Below are 26,009 nucleotides of genomic sequence, written 5' to 3' on the forward strand. Positions count from 1 at the left end.
TAAAGTTTAAATAATGCTCTTTAACTCCTATTCTTTTATTTTCCTCTTTTTACCAGCAACCTTTGTTTTGTTTTTACTGTTCCAGTGGCGTCATAAACGCTCAGAAACAATCCTATTTCTTTTTGTAACGTCTATTATTTTTTATGGGTATTGGAATTTCTCCTATTTACCATTTTTATTACTCTCAATCCTGTTTAATTTTTTCATTAGTTTTTTGATGGAGCGAATCAATAGAGTTTTCTTCTATGCAGGACTTATTGGCAATTTATCTTTGCTTATTTACTTTAAATACAGTCAATTTTTATTAACTAATTTATATTTATTACTTAATCAACCTCTGGAATTAATCAATGAGGATCTCCCACTCGGCATTTCTTTTTTTACCTTTACTCAAATTGCTTATCTCACCGATTGTTATAGAAAACAAATTAAAGTGCCACGATTTATTAACTTTGGATTATTTGTCACATTTTTTCCTCATTTAATGGCAGGCCCCATACTTCACCATCAAGAAATAATGCCCCAATTTGAGAACGAGAAAAGAAAGCTATTCAGCTGGGAAAATTGTGCTGTAGGTTTGACCATTTTTTCCATTGGTCTTTTTAAGAAAACTATTATTGCTGATTCCTTAGCGCCTTATGCAAATACGGTATTTAGTGCAGCCTCAAAAGATTCAATCACCTTTATTGAGGCATGGTGTGGGAGCATTTCTTATACTTTTCAATTGTATTTTGATTTCTCAGGGTATTCCGATATGGCAATAGGCTTAGCTCGTCTCTTCGGCATCATCTTCCCTTTAAATTTTAATTCACCATATAAGGCATTTAATATTATTAGTTTCTGGCGTCGGTGGCATATGACTTTATCTCGCTTTTTAAGGGACTATGTCTATATCCCTTTGGGCGGAAACCGCAAGGGTAATATCAAGCGGTATCTCAACCTAATGATAACTATGATAATAGGTGGTATTTGGCATGGAGCTGGATGGACATTTATTATGTGGGGTTTATTACATGGTTTTTATTTGGTAATAAACCACGTATGGCTTCTTATAAAAAAACATTATTTTCAGTTTTTCTTCCTCAATAAATGGATATGCAATTTTTTTGCTCAAATTATTACTTTTCTAGCAGTAGTTATCGCTTGGATATTTTTCCGCGCAGAAACCTTCACCACAAGTTACCATATTCTTACCGCATTGTTCAGCCCTATTTCCTCATCTGGTTCTTTATTTAATCCTGAACAGTTAAAACACCTATTTGCACTTTTATTCACTACAGGGTTCATCGTATTTTTAGCGCCTAACACTCAACAATTACTCTACAAGTATCGCCCCGCTCTGGAAACTTATCCAGGAGAAATTGAGCGATATCCATTGAAGCATTGGCATTGGACCCCCAATGCATTTACTGCAGCAGTTTGCGCTTTTTTAACCTTATCTTCACTGCTGTCCTTTGGGCATATCAGTGAATTTCTATATTACAAATTCTGAGGTGAGCTCAATTGAATCACTTTAAAAGGTTTTTCATTTATTATTTTGTATTTTTTCTACTATTTAGCTTCATTATCATATTATTTAACTGGCTAGTTAATCCGTATAATATTTATAAATCGATACCTGTCCAAAAATTCAGTCAAAAGCCCCAAGTGGCATCACATTTGCGTCTTACCAAAGCAATAGCAGTTGAGTGGAAAAAACCCGAATATTTAATAATGGGGTCCTCTACTGCAGAAACAGGTCTCAATCCGGATTTCCCGGCATGGAATAATTCTCAAACTTATAATCTTGGATTGAGCGGGGCAAATATTTACGAAGTAATGCGCTATTTACAACATGCTGAAGCAATTAAGCCCATTAAAAAAGTCGTTTTAGTAGTCAATTTCTTTATGTTTAATGCCTATATAAATAATCGGGATGATTTTGATGAATCATTACTGCGTGTAGACGCCAATGGAAATAAAAATCCCTTTGCTGCCAATACGCTTTTTTCCACTTTACTTTCCTTTGATGCATTAAAAGCAAGCCTGGAAACCATAAAAAATCAAAATAAAAGAAACGCCTTTCTAAGTAATGGGCAACTTGCTCATGATTATAGAGAAGAACAAATAGATCAAATAAAAGGTTATAAAAATAATTTTCTATATACAGAAGGTTACAATAAATTATCTTTATTGCCTTCACCACAAAATCAATTTAGTTTTACTAATCTTGAAAAAGGAATTAATACTATAGATTATTTGCAAAAAATTATAACTATTTGCGAGAACAATAATACCGAATTAATCCTTATCCTTGCTCCAGAACATGTCAGGCTTTTGGAAACTTATAAATTGTTAGATTTATGGGACATTTATGAGCAATGGCAAGAAGAGTTAACGCGTATAATAGTAGCTCATAATCAAAAATACCCGGACTCAAAATTTGCTTTGTGGGGTTTTAATAACATTAACTCCATTACAACGGAAGAGCTTCCCAATAAAGAGGATGCCACAACTAAAATGCATTGGTTTTGGGATCCTCAGCACTTCAAAAATGAACTAGGGAATTTAATATTATCGACAGTATTAATGCTAAAAAATGAGTCGAGAATTAGTAATTTTTCGACTTTACTAACAAAGGCTAATATGCAGGAAAAATTAGAACGAGACAGAGTAGCGCTGGGCGAATGGGAAAGGGCACATACTGAGGAAGTCATTGAAATTAAACAGAATCTATTTCAAATTGCTAAGTAATAGCCTCCTCCGATTCTTAAAGTAATTTCTTATTAATTACTTAAAATCATTTTTAGCTGGGAGGATTATCAGCAACCTCTATTATTGATAAACTCCTGATTGGTTTCATAGGCATTCGGAGCACATACATCGTGATTATTATAAGTATCAGCTCAATATCTCAATTATTCATGTTTAAAAATTTATGTGAAAGAATTAAAAAAAAATATCAGAATAATATAGTCTTTGTTGCATTTGACTGCACTGACAAACAAGTGAAACAGATCCGAGATGCTGCTCATCAATTGGAAATTCAATTTGAATTGCAATCTTCCCATTTCAATGAGTTTAAGGACATAAGTTCAGCTAAATCCCTACCTCCAATGGGCTTATTGGATAAATTCTATTATAGGATGAAATCAGAATCCTATAAAAATGCTACTTGCGAGTTGGAGAAAAAAAAGGAAATATACATTAAGGATATAAAATCCAATCTAACTGCAGCACAGTACTTAATAGAAAAGTACAACCCAAAATTAATTTTAGTTGGGGAAGATGGGATTTCTGGGAATGTTTTTTTAATAAAGCAAGCAAAACAAAATAAAATTCCGGTTATAAATATTCCGTATGAAGTTAGTGGTAGAGAAGATTTTATTAATCTTATTCATGAAAAAATCGAAAAAGAAACTGTGATTAAATTTAATTCACGTGACTCTAGGTATCATGAATTCATAAAAAAGAAATTCAAGCATTGGATCTTAACTACAGAATATTTCGATACAATACTATTTCCCCCAGAATTAATTATTGCACGATTGGAGTATGGCATTGACTTGCCCAACCCCTGGACAACACACGGAGGAAATGCTGATTTATTAGCAGTAGAAAGTCATGCTATGTTAGAGCATTATATAAAAGAAAATTTAAACAAAGCAAAATTAAAATTGGTAGGAACTGTATATTGTGATGTGATGTATGATAGCATGAATAGTGATCCCATCTATAAAGCATCCTATTTAAATAAAACTAAAATCAGCGATAAAGTCACCTCAATATTAGTTTCTTTACCTCCAAGCTACCATAATACACGAAAATTTAAGAATGAATTCCCTACCTATAAGGATATGATTTATAACCTTTTCAACATGTTACGTGAGTTAGGCCCCAATATGGAAATTACCGTTTCGGTACATCCAGCTATATCTTTTGATGAATTGGAAATAATAAAATCATTCGATGTCACTATTTCTAATGACTGGATTATAGATTTAATCCCTAAGCATGATATTTTCTTTGTATTTTCTTATTCATCCTCTATTAGATGGGCTATTGCTTGTGGAAAACCAATTATTAATTATGATACCTATGATCATAATCTAAAAATTTATGCCGGGGTACAAGGTTTTTTTAATTATAAATATCTAAAAGATGTTTGGCAAAAATTGACAGATTTACAAAAAAAAGAAGAATATGAAAAAATTGCCAGCCAAATGGCATCTATTCGCGATAATTGGGGTAATTTAGATGGAAAAAATGTAAATAGGATTTGTAATCTTTTTGATATTTTGATAAATAGAGAAATCTAAATAATTGCAAAAATTATCCTTGGGATTTTGGGATGCTAAAAATACTTATTGTTGCAGGTGAATTGGGTCAGCTTCGATACTATGAAGAAGTAGCGAGACGCTTAAAAGATCAAAACTGTCATCTGGATTTTGTTGTGATCGAGATGATCCTGGTGTTGCTGAAGCGATTTCCAAAATAGCAAAGAAATACGATATGGATTTTTATCATCATAAAGAATCATCTGAAAATTTTACTTATCGTTCCAGTCCTATCAAATCCTTATTTGACAAATATATAGAATTTAAATTGTTCAATAAGTCAAAGCAAATAAGAGCGCTCAGCAGAAATCTATCAAAGCAAAAATATAATTTATTCAGAAATATCCACTTCTCAAGATTATTAACAGCGTATGAATTACTTAAAAAATTTAAACCAAATGTAATTATTATTGGAGAAGACGGGATTGCAGCTGATTTTATACTTATCTCGGCGGCAAAAAAATTACATATCCCAGTCATAGTATTACCTTATGGCCTTGCTGATTCATCTTATTTAATTTCTAAAGGAGTAGAGGAAAAATACAAAGCGGGTGAACTACTAACTACAAATGATCCGTCAGTACAGTTGGTTAAAAAATTATATCCAAAATGGGTTAAAGAAACTCCTTATGGAGAAGCAATTTATTTACCACCAGAGTTTATTCTCGCCCTAGAAAGTTTGAAAATTAAGATTCCTTACCCTTGGTGTCTTCAAGGCGGAATAGCAGATATTATTCTATTAGAAAGCGATGTTATGTATCAGCGTTATTTATCTGAAGGCATAAAAAATGAGAAAATGAAATTAACCGGATCCATATATTGCGATGTGATGAATGATGTGATAGTTAATGATAATGCAATTAAACAAGCATTTGAGCAATTCCAAAGAATAGATAACCACCAACTAAAGATTTTAGTATGCGTCCCACCAAGCGATCATGATGGTTGGAAAGATAAATGTGACTATCAGTCTGTAGCAGATTTTATTGTGGCGTTATTAAATTTATTCAATCAATATAGCAATGTTGAGGTAGTGTATTCGTTTCATCCAAGAATGAAAGAGTCTGATAGAAAAGAGATATTATCACTGGGTATAAAAGATCAACCCAATTTTCCACTATATGAAATTCCTAAATGTGATATTCTCTTAGCATGTGGCAGTAGTCTTGCTCGATGGGCTTTAGCAGCAAGGAAGGTTGTTATCAACTTTGATTTATATAAGTTTGGAACAAATGATTTTCCACATGTTCCAGCTCATATTCAAATTAATGAAATTGAAGAACTCAATGCATTAATTCAACTATTTAGTAAAAATCCAAATCGATTTAAAGAGTTATTATTGAACTCCAAAAATGAACTTAACAAAATGGGAACAATAAACGGCCAAGCCACTTCGTCAATTTTTAATGCCATAAAAGAGCAAATTTATCACTCGAAAAATGTAAAAATATTGCACAGAAGCTTATCTTAAAATTTTAAACATCCATGTTGGACAAAGAAGAAATTTTCAATAAACTTATCAATGCTTTTTGGGCGGCGTATTGGGGATTTTCTAATTTTTTGCTTCCCAGCCAAAATTCCTTTTTTCCACTTTCTGAAAACAAGTATCTTAATTCATTCTGACTTGGTTTCTTACTATCAAACATGAATGCAATGTTTTTTGCTCTATAAGGGGATGAATTGATCATATTATAGTTATTTAAATGCTTTAATATATCTTGCTCATAGCATAACGAAACAGGAGTAATGAATGGAACAGGTGAAAAGAAATTGAGATAGCTCGCATCATAAAGACAGTTTGACAAAATACTACAAACTGCATCGCATAATATCAATGTATACTCCACCTTTTCATGCTTCATTAACCTAAATGCGATTTTTGAATTTTCTAATAATTTGATAGTATTTTGGGCTTGTTCATTACTCTCACGCGGATGTTGCCTATAGATTATAGTTGCTTCAGGGTGCGTCTCGGTCACGAGAAATAATAGATCCAAAAGAATTTCCTTATATCCTTGGATATGATGAAGTGATTGTCCAAACAAACCAATCATCATATCCCTAGTGGATAAATCTTCTTTCTCTCGTAGCTCTTGTCTAAGATGAACAAGATCTAAAGACTTGTACCAAGAGTGCCTCGGCGATCCTATGACGAGGCCTTCACTATCATATCGCTGTTCTGTTAATATTTTTGCTTCCTGATCTAAACAAAAATGATAATCGGCACAAACTCCGAAAAAATCATTGACCTCACCCCAAAAATCTTGCATAACTACCGTTGGAATTTTATTTTTAGCAACACTAATCAATGCTTCATCGATACCAGCATCACCTGGTGTAGACAGGCCACATAAAATAATATCAGGCTTTACTTTATTCAATACCTCTTGTGCATAATTCAATATCAGATTTGCTTCGTTACTGTCTTGTTGTTTTATTATCAGATTAGGTACCAATTCATATTGTAAATTGTGATTACTAAAATAATTAGCTGCGGGAGGCTGAATATATAAAAACAAATCACAATTAGGATTAAACTTGGCTAACTTTACAATTTCAATGATATTAATAGCCGCACCTACGTCCCTAGATGACACCAAAATTCTCTTCCTGGACATACACTTATACCTGTAGAATTTTATTTAAAATAATTTGCATTTTTTGAGCTAATTCGGATAGGGTGTAAAATTTGCGCCACTCCTCTTCATATATGCGATTGCCCTCCATTTCACATAAAGTAAGGACACACAAGGAACGGAGAGCAATCGTTGATAAAGCAAATTTATCTGTTTCACTATAAAAATATGAACCACCATTTTCAAAATAAGCGGCCATAAAGTGTTTACCCAATTCTAAAATGTAATCAAACGAATTATGCCTTACAAATACTAATCGTTCTAATACCAAAGCTAATTCATAGATTATGGGGAGGTAGCTATGGAGTGCATCCTCAAAATCAAAGAAATAGATATGATTATCAACCATCAACATATTTCCTGGATGTAAATCCCCATGTAATACCTGAGTATTAGCCCCTTGAGTAAAATTTAAATCACTATTCGTAGCCAAACTTCTTACATATTCAGGGAATGGCCCAATTTTAACTTGCCCTTTTGCAATTTGTTCACGGATTTCATTTAATTTAAAAATACGGTTATTGGTTTTGGTTATTATGCTGTCTTGTAAAGGATAATTTTTTAGCGCTTCATGCATTTTAGCAAGGGAACCACCTAAACTTTTGAGTGCATCGATTGAAGAATTTAGGCGTGTTCCATCAAGAAATGGGTATATATAATAGTTTTTTGATTTAGATGACAAAGCAGAGTTTGTCTTTATGCCCTGCATCTGTAACCACTGAGCTAAATGTTCAGCATGTTGGTAGTGTTCAAAATGTTCTTCTTCAAAAGATTTAACGAAATACTCTCTTTCATTTTGTTGATCTTTAATCAAATAAAAGTTAGATAACTGATTTTCAAAACATACCTGATATACTGCCCCCTTCAACTGCACTTCCTCTAGTAAATTTTCAGCTTGATTCGAATCAAGAGGTATGTAGTCTGGCAGACCAGGAATTAGGGTCTGCCAGGTTGGATTTTTAAGAATCATTTCTTTTAACATCAGACCATTGAATAGGATTATTTGCCTTGACCGATGTAGTAAAGATACTTCCATTAGCCAGATCCCAGTGCTGTACTGGTATACCAAGACATGGAAAAGCAAATCGTACATTATCCAGTGAAAGCATTTCACCAGGTTGGATATCTCTTTTTGCTACAACACATTGGCGTTGAGAGCTACCGATCACTCCTTTGATTTGCTGTCTTGGATTACGCTCAGTACTGCCCAAAGATTCCCAGACATCATATACTTTTTGCAAAACATCAGGTAAGTCATCCAGGCTCATTGAATGAGAAATATCTTGATCAAGCTCCTCAGGATACACATGAACCCCTTTTTCCAAAATTGAAGCGCCTAATGCAACAGAAACATACAACATTTCCAGACCAGTATGGTGATCAGACAAACCGACAGGGAGATTAAATGCCTGCGAGTAAGTTTGTAAAAGCCTGAGATTATGTGCTTCAGGTAATGCAGGATGCCCATCCGGACTATGTTGAATAATGATATCTTCACAGCCAGCAACTCGTGCCGTATTAACCGCATTAAATACTTCAGCAATAGTTGATCTGCCCGTATCAATAAGTAAAGGTAAACCTTTTTGTGCTGCGTAACGAATTAAAGGGATATGTACTATGTTAGCAGATGCAATTTTTAATGCACAAGCGCCATGCTGAGTTGCAAAATCTACTGCAGTGAAATCGTATACCGAAACTATAAACGGCATGGATGCGTTTCTAACAATAGAGAATAATTGTTCATATTTTTCCAAGGGCATTGCCTTGCGCTCAATCAGTTCTCTATAATTCTCCTTTTTAATTTGACCATCTTTGGAAGTATAAGTTTCCAAAAGATCACTGGTAAGACAAATTTCAGGATCATTTAAAATTTCTGTTTTTAGTACAACAGGTTGCTGCGGAACCATTGTGCTCGCTTTTATAATCGATTCAACCATGTTCTTGGCAAGTTGATAATCACCATTGAAATAGCTGCCAACTTCAGCTAAAAAAATTGGTGGGCATTGAGTACTTACATTAAAATTCCCAAGTTTAAATTCTCTTTCCACAATAGTACCCTCATAAATTTAGAGTGATATTTTTAATAAATAGTGATCAATTAGTAGTTTTAAACCATTGGTAAGCTGTCGTTCATTTTTTTCAGTCTTCATAGTCCAGGTTCGGACCGGATCTTCTTTGGGTTTCAAATCAAAATTAATCCTGAAAGGATGGAAGCTCCATTGATGACATTGGTTTTGTATCAATTCTCCAATGGTTTCCTTGCTAAATACATTCCATCCTTTTTCCCACTCCCCTTTGCTCCCATTCTTCCTTTTTCTATGGGTTATTTCACAATCGACACCAAATTCATTGAAGGGTGACAATATATAAATTGTTGCACCAGGCCGGCAAGTCTTAAATAAATTTGAGAAAAATATTTGTAATTCAGATTCATCAAAAATGGACATAACCCCGACTACAGTAATAATATCAAATTGATGGTATAAATGTTCAGGTAATTCCAGAATTGAAGCCTTCAAAAATTCTTTATCCGGTTGTAATCTTTTGCACTGATCGATCAAATCATCAAAAACATCAATCCCTGTGTAGCGAAACTGGGGATAACAGTTAGAAAGAAAATAAATTAATTCGCCTGTGGCACAACCTACATCAAGTAAAGAAATTGAGTTGCCCCTTGTTTCTTGGGCGATGTAGAAATCGAGGAATTTAAAAATTTCCTTTGGATTTTTTGACCATCCCTCCGTGATGTAATGTTGAAAATTCTGGTAATTAGCAGACATAATTAGTACCCCTAGAACAGTTTCCCTTTTGTGAAAGCAAAAATTCACAAAATTGTAAATCAAGCTTTGTATCAACATCGATACTGTCCTCTATGCTCATCACATAGGGTAAGCAAGGAGACTGATAAAATTTTAATTGCTCAAGAAAATCCGTGGTTTTTAAAGCGTAAATAGCTCCATTTTGCCTATACACTTCTTCCAAATCCTGAGTTCTCCTTTCCACATCATCTAGACAAGTATAGGGCAAAGCTTCCTTATCTTTGATTCGAATACACTTCCCAGGGTGATGCTCAACTTGGCAAACACTCATAGCACTCTTCATCTTTGAGGCTAAAAATTGTTCTAAGCATTGTTTTAAATGAAATGATGTCCTTAATGGAGAAGTGGGTTGCAATAAGACAATGTAGTCAGGGAAATAGTTGGTTTCGCTGAACATTTCTATCACATGTTTTACAACGTACTCATTGGATACTGTATCGCCAGCCAATTCCACTGGCCTATTGATGACCTTTGCTCCAACACTATGGGCTACACCCGAGATCAGATTATCTTCAGTCGATACCACAACATCCGTAATTAAATCACAATGGCTAGCAGCATTTATAGTATGGACTAACAAAGGCTTACCTCTTAAATTTAATATATTTTTACGAGGTAATCTCTTTGAGCCCCCGCGGGCAGGAATAATAGCCAAAATGTTGGGTTTATTAAAATGATAAATCAACTCATATCCTTGATGTTTTGTAACTATTCATTTATAACTTCTGCCATTAAATTAAGCTTCGATAATCCTAAATCAAATGGATATAAGAAAACATCAGTTTCTTATCCACTCCCTCACGGTCGCGGCTCAGCCCCCTTAACTTAATACCTCCCCCACAAGTGGGCTGAATCTTCTACACATTTAGAAACCCAGTCCAGCCCTGTTCTCCGACACCCCGCTACTTGTCAGCGGGGCGTCGGCAGAGATGTGATCAAGAGACAGCACTGAAGAGGAAGGAATGCACTAGGAGACCTGATGCCTCAATACCCACTTTCCATTATCAAAAGCCCAAAGATGTGGTGATCTGAAACGATTGGTTAATCTTTCAAAATATTCCCTGTCCATTTTGGGTTGTTCAAATTGCTTAACAGCTATGGGTAGTTTGTTTGAATCAATACTTAAATATTCAAAATTCTCTTTTTCAAATCGCTCTGGATATTCACCATCAAAACGTTTGACCAAAGCAACCCCTTCCTCACGAACTAATTCACCATTACGAATTTCTTGAGAACTATCATAAGTAGCTCGGCCAATTCCAAATTTGATAAAGGTTGTGTAATAGTGCAAGTCATCAATTTTGTCATCGATACCACTGTATTTACTATACGTCCCGGCAGTACGCTCAGGTGAGGGGGTAAACCCACCATGATTTACTGCAAAGTAATAACACTCTTGCGGATGCCATGGTAAATAATATCCTAGATACTGCACTTCTATCTTTTTCTCAACCAGTTTATTGGGATTAGGTGGGATATAAGGCTGTAACTCTACTTCAGTTAAACCAAACTCTTCTTTCAATTCAAGCGCTGATATTCCAGAAAGGTAGATATTAGAAATGTCATTAGCAGTGAAATAACTGATGTCTTTCGTTGCTTTATCATTTTCCTTTGCGTTGTTACCATATTCTGATGGATTCTCTCCATAAAACACTAATGGAATATTCAAGTCCATTGCAATTTTAGGTGGAAAATACATTTGACCAAGGATAAAAGGTTGAAATGGATGGTATAGCTTTTCAAGGGCTAATCTTGTTAATAGTCTATGTACCTGGCCATTGGGAGTAAATAGATAGTTATCGAACCCGGCATGAATCCAAGCCTGGAAGTTATTCCATCCCCAAGAGGTATAAATATGGGGAGCCCAAGTGACTGTTAATGGATTCATTCCATATTCATATTTCAGCATATACGCAGTATAAAAGCTGTCTTTACCACCTGAACCGGGAATAAGGCAATCATAATGCCCGGTTTTACTGCGGTATTTGTCACATAATTCTTTTAATTCCTTTTTCCTTTGCTCCCAATCAATTGCTTTTTTCTTTTCCGCTATTCGGCAAGCAGAGCAAACACCTTCATCATCAAAATTGATAGTAGGCTTTTTGGCATTAATAGTATGTTTGTATTCCTTTTCTGAGTTAGGTTTCTGATTGCTATAAGTACATCTGGTACAAAATGTTACCTCACTTGGCAAACCATAAAGCACTTCTTTTGGCTCACTATCAAGTTTGTATTTAGCAAGGTTAACTTCTCCTGGATAGATAATCATTAAATTGAATCTCCAATAATATTCATTAATAATTTATGCTAATACAATTTATCCTGTCCTAATTGAAACCGTTAGGCATTAAATTGTTAGTAAATTAATTTGAACAGCACATAAAATCAATTAAGTAAATTTATAAAATATAAAATTACTCAAACTATTCCATTTATATTCTCTGATTATTCACCAAAAATCTGATGAATTAAATCCATAGTTTTTAAGCTGTCTTTCAAGGTTATGGCGTTATTCTCCTCTCCTCGAACTCCCTTACAAACTTCAACAGCCTGCTTATAAAATCCTGCTTTAAATTGTTGATCTACATCATCTAGTGCTAAATCATGTACTGTTCTTTCATTGATATTTTGATAACGTGCTTTTTCTAAAGGCTGCATTGTCCAACGGATACTTGGAGTGCTGACACTACAAGCCCAAGGACCAGGTCCTTTCCAAATACCCTCGTATAATGCGTGATCTCCACTATCAAATTCTATATAGCTAATCACAATTTGTGATTCTTCTTTTTTCCAGGGAACGACAGGAATCACTTTAGTTATTTCACCTCTTGCAAAAAAGCGAATCAAATCAATAGTATGGATTGAGTTAGCATACATAAACTTTTGGACAACCTTCTCTGGATGCTGGCAAGCTCTTGCTTCGTCAAAGCTTTGTTGATCCTGGATATGGATAAATCTCTTATCAGCATTTTTCACATCAAGGCGCTCACGGATCTGCATTGAGCTGGAATAAAATCTTCTGTTGAGTCCTACATAGACTGGTCTGGCAGATGTTAATGCCGCCTCAGCAATATCATGAGCATCCATCAAATCATATCCTGCTGGCTTTTCTAGCAGCACAGCCCAATCATATTGAAAACATTGTTTAGCTACTTGATTAGCTTCAAGCTCGGGGACAGCAACTACTACTAAATCAGCTTTAGTTTGATTATTTAATTCCTCAATAGAGTTTGCGACATAAGGAATACCAAACTCACTCGCCAAAGCAGCTGCTTTTTCATATGTTCGACTTAATAATCCTGTTACCTGAACTCCTGGAACAGATCGAAATGCTTTAATATGCTCACGACCCATTCGACCCGCACCTATTATTGCAACACTTAAATCCTTCATAATTACCCTTTATAAACAGTTAATAAGCTTTTCGAGGTACTTTTTTAAGCTGAATTAATTCCTTAACTAAGTCATTAATTCTATGAGCTGATTTGCCATCTAAATTACCCCATTTTCCTTTTTCAATTTCTAATTGTTTCTTTATAACCATAAATTGTTCTTGCTCATTCATGGTACTTATAGTTCGTTTAAATTCTTCTTTAGTGCATGCATTCAGGACGCCACTGACTTTTTTATAATCTGAAAAATCGTAATAAAACATATCGTAATTAATCGTTGGAACACCGCATGCTATCGCCCAACGAATCGTAGCCGATGCAAAAGCCAAATAAATATCAGACAACGCGACTAACCGAGCTGTATCTATATGAGCGACTAAAATATTTTTTTCCGAAAAATAATTGGATAATTCTAAAAAATTTGGATGAGGTCGAAAAATAATTTCATAATCCTCTCTAAATACCTCAAGGCATTCGACAATGAAATTCACTGCATCTTCTGCGTCCTCAAAATCAAAGCGAGGAGGGTTAGCTGTAATCTGATTTGGAAAACCACCGATTAGAAAAAAAGGTTTATTACTTTCTATACCTAGATCCTGATACAATTTTTCTCTTTCATTTTCTTTATTCAAGTAATAATAAGCCAAATTATCATCATAACAGGCTCCAGTAATTTTCATTTTAGAAGCAGGCAATCCACTACTACAATAATACTCAAACATTTGTTCGTTTTCGATGGCTATCACATTAGCATACCCACTGTTCATCATCCAGGGGTCAGGCGGCGAAGACCTGGTTATGAGATGGGCAACAACATGTTCTCCAGGGAGTCTTAAAATTTTTCGCGTTTTATCTTTCATGACCCAAGAACGACATAAATTTCCAATTACCCTATTTAAAATATGATACTTTACTTGGAACTCATCCCGGTTCTTTAAAGCTTGAAATGCTTCACTCTGATTTGCAATGGTATAAGGAAGAATTAGGCTAGGAACTTCTAATGAGTGACCAGATTTTATTATTAAAGGGCTCACGTTACCAACAATATCTTCTGGCAGGATAATTAATTTGTATTGGCCTGATTTTAGAATCTCTTTAAAGTTTGAATAATTTTTTTTATAGCTTTTCGGTACGATAATATAAGGCGCAAAATAATGTACTGTATTTAATAGGGAAGATAAAATCCTTATATACACTTTAAATAGAAAAAATAACGGGGTTAGCTCCACCCCATGTTTTTTACCTTTTAATATATTTATCGCGTGATTGTGAAGCTGTTTAATCTGACTGAGTAATTTTCTAAGGCCGCGTTTTGAGTTAATGTGTCCTTTCTTCTGCTCCTGAGCATCATGTATTTCAGATTCAGAATCTATCAAAAATTTCTTGTCGGAAACCTCCATTCCATCAATTTCACCAGCGTCGATACTGTTTTTAATCTCTTTTAGAACTATTAAATCATGAGTAAATGAATTAACACCACAAAAAAGAATAAAGCATTGATAACCAAATTTCTTAAGGCTAATGGCAGCTCTCTTCATTCTACGAAATCAGACAATCTCTGAACCACAAACAATATTTTGGAGGATTCGGCTTGAGGAGCATGCATATCAATTAAAATTAAATAAGCCCAAAATGATTGAGGATAATTTCATATTTTTTAAATATTGTAAAGGTACCTCACGCTGGCTTCCTGGCAAAATCATACGTTTCATATGGAGATTACCAATCTACAATAATAAAGTTAAATCGATTCAACTGGCATAGGATACAGTCTCTCCACCCAAAGATAATAAACTACCAAAAAAACAGCCAATACAAATAATGCCAATAATGTTGAAATTTTTTGTGTCCAATTTAATAGTACTAAATAAGCAACTAGGCCATTGATGCTTAGTTGTAAAAATAATATTAAGCGAGTATCTAATCCGTATTGTTTTAATCGTTGGTAGGCGTGTTTTCTATGTGGGGCAAACCATTGCTCTTTATTAATGATTCTACGTAATAATGTAATAGTCGAATCAAAAAGAAAAAGGCTGTTTAGCATAAACCAGTAAAGAATAGGAATCTGATATTTTTGTTGAGCTATTAATGCCATAGAGAAAATAATTAACCCAAGAGAAGCACTCCCCACATCCCCCATAAATAACTTGGCCGGTGGAAAGTTGAATATTAAGAAGCCAGCTAAGCTACATATTAAAATCCAACAAAATTCTTGATAAATTAAGGCATGCTGTATATTGAAGAAGACCAAATAACATCCAAGCAAGAAAATAGCCTGCAATGTACAAAAACCATCCAGACCATCCATGAAATTAAAATGATTAATGGCCCAAATGGCCATGATAAAGATAAGCGGGATAATTAAATAGTCACCATTCAGTGAGAAAAGAATAAAATCCAATTGAGCTGATTTTACAAATATTGCGAGAATTAAAGCTGCAATACATTGGACTGCTAAACGAAATTTAACTGACAGATTATATAAATCATCAAGAAAGCTAACTCCACCTATAAGCAATACACTTAAAATGAACCATACCCATTCCGTATATGAGCTACCATTTGTATAACAAATAAAGGGTAAAACAAATAAAGACAAACCTATAAATATAATGCCACCTCCTCGAACAGTAGGCTGCAAATGTAAGGTCCTGGCATTGGGCTTGTCCATTAGTCTTGAATTTTGCGCAAAACCACAAAATAATTTTGTGCACACCAAAGAAAACAGTATAAAAATACTGCTAAGAATTATATTCATATTGATACCAAACTGCTGTTTTCTTCAAACCCTCGGATGAGTTAACTGGAGGCAGCCATCCTAATTCTGAAATTATCTTCTTATTGTTAACCTCTAGCGAACCTAATAAACGTGTATTTAAACCACTCATCCCTGAAATTTTAAACAAGCCAGCTAATAATGATGCTGGAAAACGAAACAACCTTAAATCAACTTTCATACTTTGGGCCAGGATAGATAATAATTCAGCTAAAGACCAAGATTCATTATCAGCTACAAGGTAGAGTTGGTTAGCTGCTTGGGGATGAGTCATGACTGTCAAAATCGCTGAAATTAAATTATCAATAAAAATAAAACTTCTCTTATTATTAATACTGGCAAAAGGCAATGGCCACCCTTTCTGCACCATACTCAGCAATTTTAAAAAATTGGCTTTTACCCCGGGACCATAGACTAATGGTGGCCTTAAGATCACGACTTCCATTCCACTATTTCTACTGATTTCTTGCAAATAACATTCTGCATTCAATTTACTTTGGGCATAAGGGTCTGTAGGTTGGACAGTACTTTCTTCTGAAAAAGGGCTATGCGCTAAACTCACTTCGCCATTCACTTTAATAGTACTCAAAAATACAAATCGCTTTACCTTATGTTTTGCAGCCTGTTCTGCAAAATTTTTTGTGGCAATACTGTTTACCTTGCAATACTCATTGAGAGAAGATAAAGCATCGTCCTTCATAATATGAACTCGGGCAGCCAGATGGATGACGATATCAACCCCCTCTAACGCTTCTGTCCAATCGGGCACTTCTTCCAATTTGTTAATTTCTACCTGTTCGGCAAGCATGTATTTATTTTTTTGCCAAACAGCACAACGAACATCATATCCTGCTGCTACAAGGACAGGAACCAAACTGCTTCCAATAAATCCTGTAGCACCTGTAACTAATACTTTTGTCACTTATATTACCTAAATTTAGGCCTCAACCACCGTTATGTTTATCAAAGCTCAGGAGATTGCCCGCAGTGTCCCACAGAACACTGGATTCACGAACAAATGCGCGACCTAATGAGCTGAAACGGCAATTGAAGCTAATTCCTAATACTGTTTATGATTGAGCAACCCCGCAAGGTATTGTCCATAGCTACTTTTACTTAATTCCTTTGCTCTATATAAAAGCTCATCATCATTAATAAATTTCATACGCCATGCAATTTCTTCAGGGCATCCAATCTTTAGACCTTGGCGCTGCTCAATAGTACAAATATAGTTACTGGCCGATAACAAAGTTTCTGGAGTACCCATATCAAGCCAGACAAATCCTCTACCCAAAATCTCGACATTTAATTTATTTTCATGCAAATAAAATTGATTGATATCTGTTATCTCAAGCTCTCCTCTGCCAGATGGGTTTAAACTCTTGGCAATTTCTATGACTTGATTATTATAAAAATATAATCCGGTAACTGCATAATTAGACTTAGGCTCGGCTGGTTTTTCTACTATTGAAACAGCTTGTTGTTTGTCATTAAATTCTACTACCCCATAAGCCTGAGGTTTGTCTACATAATAGGCAAAAATAATTGCCCCATCTAATTTGGATTTTGCATTTTGTAATAATTCTGAAAAACCTCTACCTTGGTGGATATTATCCCCCAAAACTAAACAGACAGAATCTTCGCCAATAAATCCTTCTCCTAAAATAAATGCTTCTGCAATACCTCTAGGTTCATTTTGTATAACATAGCTAAATGAAACACCCCATTGAGAACCATCACTCAATAAATCTTTATACAATGGAAGATGTTCTTCTGTAGTGATAATTAGTATTTCTCTGATATTCGCCAACATTAATGTTGAGATGGCATAATAAATCATTGGCTTATCATAAACTGGGATTATATGTTTACTAATAGATTTTGTTAGAGGATAAAGTCTTGTGCCTGAACCACCCGCCAGGATAATACCTTTCATGATATGACGCTCACTCTCAATTTTCTCTTTGAAAACACTGTAACTGCTCACACTGCATCGCCACAATGCGCCTGCTCTAGTTTTTAGCTCGACCTGGGCGCAAATCTGACATGCACTAAAATTCAAGCCAGGTACCCTGAACAATTACTAAATACTGGTCGTAATATTATCAATTTTGTTAAAGTAATACATTAATTTATTTAATTAACTTGATAATACAATTTCTCTATGCGCGATTTTTGCACTCTCAATCCCGGGTTGATCAAATGGATTGATATTCCATATGACACTTTGAACAAATATTTTGTGTTCATACAGCGCGACCAAAGCCCCTAATGCATATGGAGAACAATCTGATAACATCAGATGGTTCATTGGCATACTGCCAGGGATATATCCATAAGGATTTTTAACTGCCTTAATTCCGTCGCTTAGTACTTTCATTTTATAATGACACATGGAATTAATTGCATGCTCGTCATTAGTTTTCAATGTAATAAAATCTCCAACGCATTGGTGTGTACCTTGGCATAGTAATTGAAAATAACTATGTTGTGCCTGGTTCCCTAATCCACCCCAGACTATCGGGCCAGTCGCATAATTGACTGCCCTCCCATTCATATCAACGGATTTCCCATTGCTTTCCATATCCAATTGCTGAATATAAGGAACAAAATACTCTAATTTTTTTGAATAAGTAAGGAGCAGTAAATTATGAATGTTCATAAAATTATTATTCCATATCCCTATTAAAGCCATAAGTACAGGAATATTATTTTTAAAATCGGTAAATTGAAGATGGTTATCGACATCATGGGCACCTGCAAGTAACTCAATAAATTGTTTATAACCAATGGCTATAGCAGTAATTAAATTAACTGCCGAACAAAAAGAAAAACGCCCTCCCACCCAATCCCAAATTGGCAAAACAGTTTTAATGCCCATTTGATGTGCCCTTTCTGGGTGTGCGGTTACAGCTATAAAATGTTGATCAATAAAAGCAACATCTTCGTACAATGCAAAAGCCTTCTTGGCATTTAATAAAGTCTCTTTAGTAGTAAAAGATTTAGAAGAAATAATAAATAATGTCGTTTGAGGATTAATTTTTGCAATGACTTGATTAAAGCTAACTGGGTCAACATCCGAGATGAAATGATAATGAAATTCTTTAGAGATATAATCAGATAAAGCATGAATACATAAACGAGGGCCCAAATCGGAACCTCCAATACCTATATTCACAATATCCGTTACTGGTAAACCTGAATAGCCAAGCCATCTCTTCTCCCTAATCTTATCCGATACTACTTTAATTTTTTCACGGGTGTTTATCACTTCGGACATTATATCCACACCATCAATCATTATTGATTTATAACTTAAGTCCCTAAGTGCGGCATGCAATGCAGACCTGCCTTCAGTGACGTTAACTTTCTCACCATTGATTAAGCCATCAATTTTTTCTTGTAATTGAACTTCATTTGCCAACTCAATAAGCAAATCAATGATGACTTGATTTACTCTTTGTCTGGAATAATCGTATTCAATACAATTGATCTGTCTTTTGCAATCATAATTATTGGGATCCACAACCAAGTGTGATTGGGAACTTGAATTTAAATGAACTCTATCTGCTTCTTTTTGAAGCAAACTCCATGATAATAATTCTGTCTGTCGCTTCATGCTATTTCTAATTATTAAATAAGGTCTATGTTAACTGATCGTATTCAAATTATTAAATATTAATTTCCTGTTTAGACTGGGCTAAGTAATATTGAATTGTATTTAATAATTTAGAAATGAAATCACCCTGAGGAACCCACGATAGTTCTTTTTGAATTTTACTATTGTCTATAGCATATCGCTTATCATGGCCCTTTCTATCTTCGACAAAAGTAATCAATGACTGATATGATTTCTCCATAGGCTTTAAATCGTCCATCATCTGGCAAATCATTTTTATCAAGCTTAAATTGTCCAGTTCATTATTACCACCTATATTGTAAACTTCTCCTTCAGTTCCCCTCTGAATAATGGTGTCTATTGCATCACAATGATCCATCACATAAAGCCAATCACGAATGTTAGATCCGGTTCCATAGACCGTAATGGGTAGGCGATGAATACAAGCCTCAACTACTTTAGGAATCAATTTCTCTCTATGTTGATTAGGCCCATAATTATTTGAGCAATTCGAAGTAGTAACAGGTAATCCATAAGTATGAAAATAAGCCCTAACGATATGATCTGAACTTGCTTTGGACGCTGAATAAGGCGAATTGGGTTGATATGAGTTTTTTTCAGTAAAGGCAGGTTCTTCTGCTTCTAATGAACCATAAACCTCATCTGTCGATACATGGTGAAATCGGCAGTTTGATTTATTCCACTTCTTTTCATTCAGCCAATAAATTCTTGCTGCTTCTAATAAAGTAAAAGTTCCAATAACATTAGTTTCAAGAAATATTTGCGGGTTATTGATGGAATTATCAACATGGGATTCCGCCGCAAAATGCACAATGGTATCAATCCCATGCAGTCTTAGTATTGATGAAACCACCTGTTTGTCTAATATGTCTCCTTGCACAAAAAAATGATTTTTACATCCCTCTACTTCATGCAAATTGGCTTTATTTCCAGCATAGGTCAGTTTATCCAAACTAATCACTTTGATTTCCGGATATTTATCAAGCATATATTTAACAAAATTACTTCCAATAAACCCTGCAGCCCCAGTGACTAAAAGATTATTTATTCGATTTTCCATAGTTCATCTCTTGTTTTTTAGTGAAATTTTCAACCACATCCGATAAATAATTTTTCCAACTGTGACACTGTATACCCAATATTCCTTCAATTTTTTGAGTATCAAGTATAGAATTCTTAGGTCTTTTTGCTTTGGTAACATACTGCTCTGATTTAATTGGATTTAAGTTCGTTAAAGCCAAAGGGATCCTTTCTCTTTCGCTATCCCCAAAAATACATTAGCGAACTCATACCAATTCGTAATTCCTTGCCCTGCATAATGATATATACCCCAAAAGTTGAACGTTAAATGACTAGTTTTCTGCACTATTTCTAATAGAACTCTTGCTATATCTTGCGCTGAAGTTGGTCTTCCCCATTGATCTGAAACGATATTCAATTCTTCTCTGGTTGATGCTAAATTTAAGATGGTTTTTACAAAATTCTTCCCATATTTACCAAACACCCAGCTAACTCGTAAAATAATGTATTTCTTTAGTTGAGATAAAATAATAGCCTGCTCACCTTCCCACTTGGTGCGTCCATAAGTGCTCAATGGATGAGGAATATCCGTTTCATAATAGGCGCCTTCCTTTTCTCCATCAAATACATAATCAGTTGATAAATGGATCAATGGGATATCCCGCAAACTGCAATAATCAACCAAATGCCGCACAAACTCAGCATTCACGATATGAGCCAAACTTGTTTCGTCCTCTGCATTATCTACGGCGGTATACGCTGCCGCATTAATGATAAGCTCGGGCTCAATTTCTGATAAAACCTGATGAACCTGGTCGAATTCAGAACAATCAAGTTCTCGCCTTGTGCAAGCGCAAATTTCATGCTCTGAAGAAGAAAACAACTTGATAACTTCTGTGCCGACTTGTCCATCAGCACCTATAACTATTATTTTCATTTAGGATTTATATCTCGGCAAAAGTTGAATATCAATTAAACTTAAAAGATTGGCTGCAGCATCTTTTGGAGATAATTGCACTTGTTCTCCTCCTAATGGCCAATCAATTGCTAATTGAGGATCAAGATAATTAATAGACAACTCACTTTCTGGGTGATAATAATCAGTGCATTTATAAGTAAAATCTGCTGTTGGACTTAGTACATAGAATCCATGAGCAAACCCTTTTGGAATCCAAAATTGTCTTCTGTTTTCACCGGAAAGAATTACTCCACCAATGGCCAAAGGTAGGTGAGTCTAATCGAATATCCACTGCCACATCAAAAACCTCTCCAGCCAATACAGAAACTAATTTACCTTGTGGTTGCTGACTTTGGTAATGGAGCCTCTTAACACACCTTTTTGGGAACGGGAAAAATTATCTTGAACAAAATGATCGGTGATGCCTAGTAATTCTTCATATCGTTTCGCTTGAAACGACTCATAGAAAAACCCTCGATCATCCCCAAAAATACGTGGCTCAATAACTTTAACTTCAGCTATTTTGGTATCTATAACATTCATCGCACACCAATAAGTGGAATATTAACCTTAAGCAAAGAGCAAATTAATTTCATTCAATAAATTTTGCCCAGCTTTCCCATCCAATGCTCCCCATTTACTACTATCTTTCAACTGAGCTGCCTTTATTTGCTCATAAAAACTTGTTTCTTTAGCTAGCTTTTGCAGAGTACTTGAAAATTCAGCGCGATTAAATACCGTAATAACACCACCCAAATTAGCATAGTCGTCATACTGATATTGATATACGTCATAATTAATAACTGGAATCCCGCAGCTAATAGCCATTCTAATGGTTGCAGAACACGTTGCAACAAACATGGCACTTAAAGGGATTATTTCAACAATATCGCCATAAAATACTTTGACTGGATAATTATTAATATATTCTACAGAGAGTGGGTTAATTCGAGGATGTAAGTTAATAATTATATTATATTCATCAGAATACTGTGCCAACTCCCCTAATAGATATCTTACTACTTCCGAATAATCTAAAAATTCCATAACATCCAGTCTACTATCGCATTGATTAGGCGGCAATGCACATAAAATCATAGGCTTATTCAGTGGCATATTAAGAGAACGATATAATTCTAGTCTATGAGAATCAGCATTTTGTAATTTCAAATACAATTCATCATTGTATAATGCTCCAGTCGATCTTAAATATTTTTCTTCCAAACCTGCCGCAATATAGTATTCCTTCATTGCATTACTCTCTATAGCAAGAAAATCTATCTTCCCACTATTTAATAACCATGGATTCTTGGGAGTAATATCAAACATTTCGTGGAGTAATATTAAATCCATGGGCAAGATAATCTGTCTATTTTTATAACAATGCACCCAATGAGGAAAGGCAATGGACATAATTTTATTATAAATTTTGGATAGAGAACGTGATGAATCTTGATAAAAAGACTCTGACCATTCTTTAGTATTTGCGATAGTAAATGGAACAATAATAGAAGGAATATTATATTTTTTTCCAATATGTACAATTAATTGGGTAAAATAAAATAAATTATGCTCGGGATAAACTAATAATTGAATTTCATATTGCTTTAAAATTTTGTCGATATAATTACTATAACCATAAGCAGAACGAGAAATTGGCGGTAAAAAAAATGGCAGTTTGTTCCATACTAACTTGTAGCAATAAATTAAGAAAGTAGCGAGCTTGTTATCCTTTTCAGAGGTTAAATTATTTTTGGAGTCCTGATTAATCAATTCTCTACAAAAATTGAAAATACTCCTAAGCATCAAGGCTACAGGCATTAATAAATAACTAATAACTTCTAAAATTTTTAATAATGATTTAAAAACTCCTCGTACGATCTTAATTTTAAATTTCTGTTTGAAATTAATTTGCTCTGAAACCTCTGGATCAAAGGAAGTGATATACTGAATATTCTCTGATTGGCATCGTTCAATATCTCGTTGAACTCCTTCATACTTTCTGTAAAAAAATACATAAGGTTGATAACTGCCATTTTGTTTCATTAACCGAGCAACACGTATCATTTCTTTAAAATGAGTAGAAATATGCACAAACAGCAAAGTATTTCTTTGGGGCTCATTATTCATATGATTTATATTGCATCCTATTCTTCTATTAATAGTTCCTGATTATTCACAGTCTTAGAAGTAAATGATTTTTTGGACTTAATACTCCAAGCCAAGTTTGGTCTTAATAAACCCTCTGGCCAAAGGCCTGACCAATCTCCTCTTACCCCTATAGGCAACTGATCATCAATGACTTGCATTGATAAACAATCCTTACATTTAATTTCTAGATTATTATCAAGGTCAGTAATTATAAGTGATATTACAAATTGACCTTCGTTTAAGAATTCTTTTGGAATAACCAAGGTTTCGTAATATAGCCCGGCTGTTCTGTGGCTTTGATGAGGATTTAATAAATTATCCATCGTGGAAAATAACTTTACTCCACTCAAAGAAGCAACGTCTAATCTAAGTGTTAGCCTGGAATTATTTCGTTTCACCTCAAATTGAGTTTGAACAGTTATGTCGTCATTTACCGTAAACTTATCTTGAACTTGTCCGACATTATTTAAAAGTTTCACTGAGTAAATTTGGATTGTATCTTTTATTTGGGGAGCACTTACTAGATTATTATACCAATCTTGCTCTCCACATAATGAGATTTTAACCGGTAAATCAGAGCTTAATTCGATTGGTAAGGTCTGTGAATTTTCTTTTTCCGGTAAATTATTTTCTTTATCCGGACTTGAGCTATTGGGTTTATTCGTTTCAATATCTTTTAGTTCAACAATTTTCCCATGAGATAATTTTATAACTTTCTTGCAGATTGACTCTACTGCATTCATATCATGACTGACAAAAATTACCGTGCGTCCATCATTTGCAACTTCAAGCATCTTTTCCTTACACTTTTTCTGAAAATCCTGATCTCCTACTGCAAGAACTTCATCAATAAGCAATATCTCGGATTCCAGGAAAGCAGCCACTGAAAATGCAAGTCGCATATACATTCCAGAGGAATATCGCTTCACTGGGGTCTCTATTTGACTACCTAGCTCTGAAAATTCAACTATTTCTTTAAACCGAAGATTAATTTGTTGTCTTGTCATCCCATTGATAGCAGCATTTAAGTAGATATTCTCGCGTCCAGACAATTCTGGATGAAAACCAGTCCCTACCTCAAGTAAGCTAATCAAATGCCCTCTATATCTAAATTCACCATAAGTAGGGGTAGTGATTCGCGATAGAATTTTTAATAGAGTACTTTTCCCAGAACCATTTTGACCTATTAATCCTATACGCTCACCAGGAGATATCTGGAAATTAATATCCCTTAAGGCCCAAAAAAAACCTGGAGGTAAGCCTTCTGTCTGTGCATCTGAAACAACTACTTTGGCTGAAGATTTCTGTAAATTTTCTTCATCAAGATCTGAGTTATTTTTCTTGCCGGGTAATAATTTTTTTACCTTTTTTGATATTTGTTCATAGATGGTCCCCTGCTGAGAGGCGCCAGCACCCAACCTATATATTTTACTTAAGTTATCTACTTTTAAAATCCAGCTCATAATGCATCTACTAAAGATTGTTCATATTTACGAAAAACATTAAACCCGACGATAAATACTATAATTGCAACTGAAAAACCAAATATAAATTGCTCTGGGTTTGGCCAATTTCCTTTTAAAGCATCTCGATAAGCACAAATTATCATACTCATAGGATTAAACTCATACCAAAAACGTAACCAGGGAGGCGTAGCAGAGAGTGGGTACAGAATTGGATTGGCGAAATAATAAAATTGTAATGCCAAAGGGACAAATAATTTTATATCTCGATATTTAGTACTAAACGGAGCTAACATTAATCCTAATCCCATAGCAAACATTGCTTGAATAGCAAATAAGAGTGGGAATAATACAAATAAATGATAATTGAGTTTATGGTAAACTGCGGCGCAAAGAACGATTAAACCAAACCCAACAAGATAGTCAACCCCCGCCGATAAAGTATAAGTTCCTCCCAATAATAATCTTGGGAAATAGATTTTACACACTAAACCAGCATTACCTTCTACCGATCCCATGGTTAAATTTATCATTGCCATAAAAGCGTACCATGGAATAATAGCTACCAAATAGAATAACAGATAAGGTAAACCATCAGTGGGGATTCTTATCATAAATCCGAATACAAAAGTAAACACACCCACAGTAATTAATGGAGATAAAACTATCCAGCCAAGACCTAAGATTGTTTGGGCATACCTGACCTTAATATCTCTTGCAGTAAAAACCCACAATAACATCCTGTAATGCCATAAATCTTTTATATAAGTTTTGAGAGGTTGGATATCACCAGCTTTAATCACTGTCTCATTTAATACTTTATTTTCATTCATAATAG

22 protein-coding genes and 1 pseudogene are annotated in these 26,009 nt (G+C 34.6%); 4 read left to right on the top strand and 19 right to left on the bottom strand.

What is annotated here, in order from left to right; translation table 11 throughout:
* The first annotated feature begins 13 nt into the window (after positions 1-13).
* The 4 genes from OK13_RS04730 to OK13_RS04745 all read left to right on the top strand — a co-directional run bounded on the left by OK13_RS04730 (position 14) and on the right by OK13_RS04745 (position 5,787).
* Positions 14-1,492, top strand: coding sequence for an MBOAT family O-acyltransferase (locus OK13_RS04730; protein ID WP_035888211.1), 1,479 nt, complete (start codon positions 14-16; stop codon positions 1,490-1,492).
* A gap of 155 nt (positions 1,493-1,647) precedes the next feature.
* The gene (locus tag OK13_RS04735; protein WP_152571575.1) at positions 1,648-2,733 is read left to right on the top strand and encodes a hypothetical protein; all 1,086 of its coding nucleotides are present in this window, start codon (positions 1,648-1,650) and stop codon (positions 2,731-2,733) included.
* Between the two features lie 170 nt (positions 2,734-2,903).
* Positions 2,904-4,298, top strand: coding sequence for a hypothetical protein (locus OK13_RS04740; RefSeq protein WP_152571576.1), 1,395 nt, complete (start codon positions 2,904-2,906; stop codon positions 4,296-4,298).
* Between the two features lie 193 nt (positions 4,299-4,491).
* A complete protein-coding gene (locus tag OK13_RS04745) occupies positions 4,492-5,787 on the top strand; it encodes a hypothetical protein (protein ID WP_035888217.1) in 1,296 nt (431 codons plus the stop codon).
* A gap of 4 nt (positions 5,788-5,791) precedes the next feature.
* Here the strand turns inward: OK13_RS04745 and OK13_RS04750 are convergent, their stop codons facing one another.
* The 19 genes and pseudogenes from OK13_RS04750 to OK13_RS04835 form a co-directional block, all read right to left on the bottom strand.
* Positions 5,792-6,913, bottom strand: a complete 1,122-nt coding sequence (locus OK13_RS04750; RefSeq protein ID WP_052117575.1) for a hypothetical protein — start codon at positions 6,911-6,913, stop codon at positions 5,792-5,794.
* Between the two features lie 25 nt (positions 6,914-6,938).
* Positions 6,939-7,922, bottom strand: a complete 984-nt coding sequence (locus tag OK13_RS04755) for a phosphotransferase (protein WP_160264737.1) — start codon at positions 7,920-7,922, stop codon at positions 6,939-6,941.
* Positions 7,912-9,000 (bottom strand): N-acetylneuraminate synthase family protein, encoded by a 1,089-nt coding sequence (locus OK13_RS04760; RefSeq protein WP_035888224.1) that lies wholly within the window; start codon positions 8,998-9,000, stop codon positions 7,912-7,914. The genes OK13_RS04755 and OK13_RS04760 overlap by 11 nt, the downstream gene beginning before the upstream one ends.
* A gap of 18 nt (positions 9,001-9,018) precedes the next feature.
* The gene (locus tag OK13_RS04765) at positions 9,019-9,732 is read right to left on the bottom strand and encodes a class I SAM-dependent methyltransferase (protein WP_035888227.1); all 714 of its coding nucleotides are present in this window, start codon (positions 9,730-9,732) and stop codon (positions 9,019-9,021) included.
* Entirely contained in the window at positions 9,722-10,456 is a 735-nt protein-coding gene (locus OK13_RS04770; protein WP_052117576.1) for an acylneuraminate cytidylyltransferase family protein, read from the bottom strand. Before OK13_RS04770 ends, OK13_RS04765 begins: the two co-directional genes overlap by 11 nt.
* A gap of 282 nt (positions 10,457-10,738) precedes the next feature.
* Positions 10,739-12,040, bottom strand: a complete 1,302-nt coding sequence (locus OK13_RS04775) for an N-acetyl sugar amidotransferase (RefSeq protein WP_035888228.1) — start codon at positions 12,038-12,040, stop codon at positions 10,739-10,741.
* A gap of 176 nt (positions 12,041-12,216) precedes the next feature.
* On the bottom strand, positions 12,217-13,164 hold the full coding sequence (locus tag OK13_RS04780; protein WP_035888231.1) for a Gfo/Idh/MocA family protein: 948 nt from the start codon (positions 13,162-13,164) through the stop codon (positions 12,217-12,219).
* A gap of 19 nt (positions 13,165-13,183) precedes the next feature.
* Positions 13,184-14,701: a hypothetical protein gene (locus OK13_RS04785; RefSeq protein WP_035888233.1), complete on the bottom strand. Its 1,518-nt coding sequence runs from the start codon at positions 14,699-14,701 to the stop codon at positions 13,184-13,186.
* A gap of 203 nt (positions 14,702-14,904) precedes the next feature.
* Positions 14,905-15,921, bottom strand: a complete 1,017-nt coding sequence (locus OK13_RS04790) for an MraY family glycosyltransferase (RefSeq protein ID WP_152571578.1) — start codon at positions 15,919-15,921, stop codon at positions 14,905-14,907.
* The gene (locus tag OK13_RS04795) at positions 15,905-16,861 is read right to left on the bottom strand and encodes an NAD-dependent epimerase/dehydratase family protein (RefSeq protein WP_035888235.1); all 957 of its coding nucleotides are present in this window, start codon (positions 16,859-16,861) and stop codon (positions 15,905-15,907) included. The genes OK13_RS04790 and OK13_RS04795 overlap by 17 nt, the downstream gene beginning before the upstream one ends.
* Positions 16,862-16,999: 138 nt before the next feature.
* Positions 17,000-17,875, bottom strand: coding sequence for a glucose-1-phosphate thymidylyltransferase RfbA (gene rfbA, locus OK13_RS04800; RefSeq protein ID WP_035888312.1), 876 nt, complete (start codon positions 17,873-17,875; stop codon positions 17,000-17,002).
* A gap of 204 nt (positions 17,876-18,079) precedes the next feature.
* On the bottom strand, positions 18,080-19,558 hold the full coding sequence (pgi, locus tag OK13_RS04805; protein WP_035888237.1) for a glucose-6-phosphate isomerase: 1,479 nt from the start codon (positions 19,556-19,558) through the stop codon (positions 18,080-18,082).
* A 52-nt stretch (positions 19,559-19,610) separates the two neighbouring features.
* Complete coding sequence (gene rfbB, locus OK13_RS04810) at positions 19,611-20,639, bottom strand: dTDP-glucose 4,6-dehydratase (RefSeq protein WP_035888239.1); 1,029 nt, start codon at positions 20,637-20,639, stop codon at positions 19,611-19,613.
* Positions 20,620-20,820, bottom strand: coding sequence for a sugar nucleotide-binding protein (locus OK13_RS15775; protein WP_277619264.1), 201 nt, complete (start codon positions 20,818-20,820; stop codon positions 20,620-20,622). The genes rfbB and OK13_RS15775 overlap by 20 nt, the downstream gene beginning before the upstream one ends.
* Entirely contained in the window at positions 20,811-21,536 is a 726-nt protein-coding gene (gene rfbD / locus OK13_RS04815) for a dTDP-4-dehydrorhamnose reductase (protein ID WP_277619265.1), read from the bottom strand. Before rfbD ends, OK13_RS15775 begins: the two co-directional genes overlap by 10 nt.
* Positions 21,537-22,100 (bottom strand): annotated as a pseudogene (gene rfbC / locus OK13_RS04820) (dTDP-4-dehydrorhamnose 3,5-epimerase).
* A 27-nt stretch (positions 22,101-22,127) separates the two neighbouring features.
* The gene (locus OK13_RS04825; RefSeq protein ID WP_035888241.1) at positions 22,128-23,687 is read right to left on the bottom strand and encodes a hypothetical protein; all 1,560 of its coding nucleotides are present in this window, start codon (positions 23,685-23,687) and stop codon (positions 22,128-22,130) included.
* Between the two features lie 17 nt (positions 23,688-23,704).
* Complete coding sequence (locus OK13_RS04830; RefSeq protein ID WP_035888244.1) at positions 23,705-25,171, bottom strand: ABC transporter ATP-binding protein; 1,467 nt, start codon at positions 25,169-25,171, stop codon at positions 23,705-23,707.
* Complete coding sequence (locus OK13_RS04835; RefSeq protein WP_035888246.1) at positions 25,168-26,004, bottom strand: ABC transporter permease; 837 nt, start codon at positions 26,002-26,004, stop codon at positions 25,168-25,170. Before OK13_RS04835 ends, OK13_RS04830 begins: the two co-directional genes overlap by 4 nt.
* Positions 26,005-26,009: the final 5 nt, after the last annotated feature.

Origin of the sequence: Legionella norrlandica (assembly GCF_000770585.1) — a bacterium.
In the GTDB taxonomy this organism is placed as follows: Bacteria; Pseudomonadota; Gammaproteobacteria; order Legionellales; family Legionellaceae; genus Legionella; species Legionella norrlandica.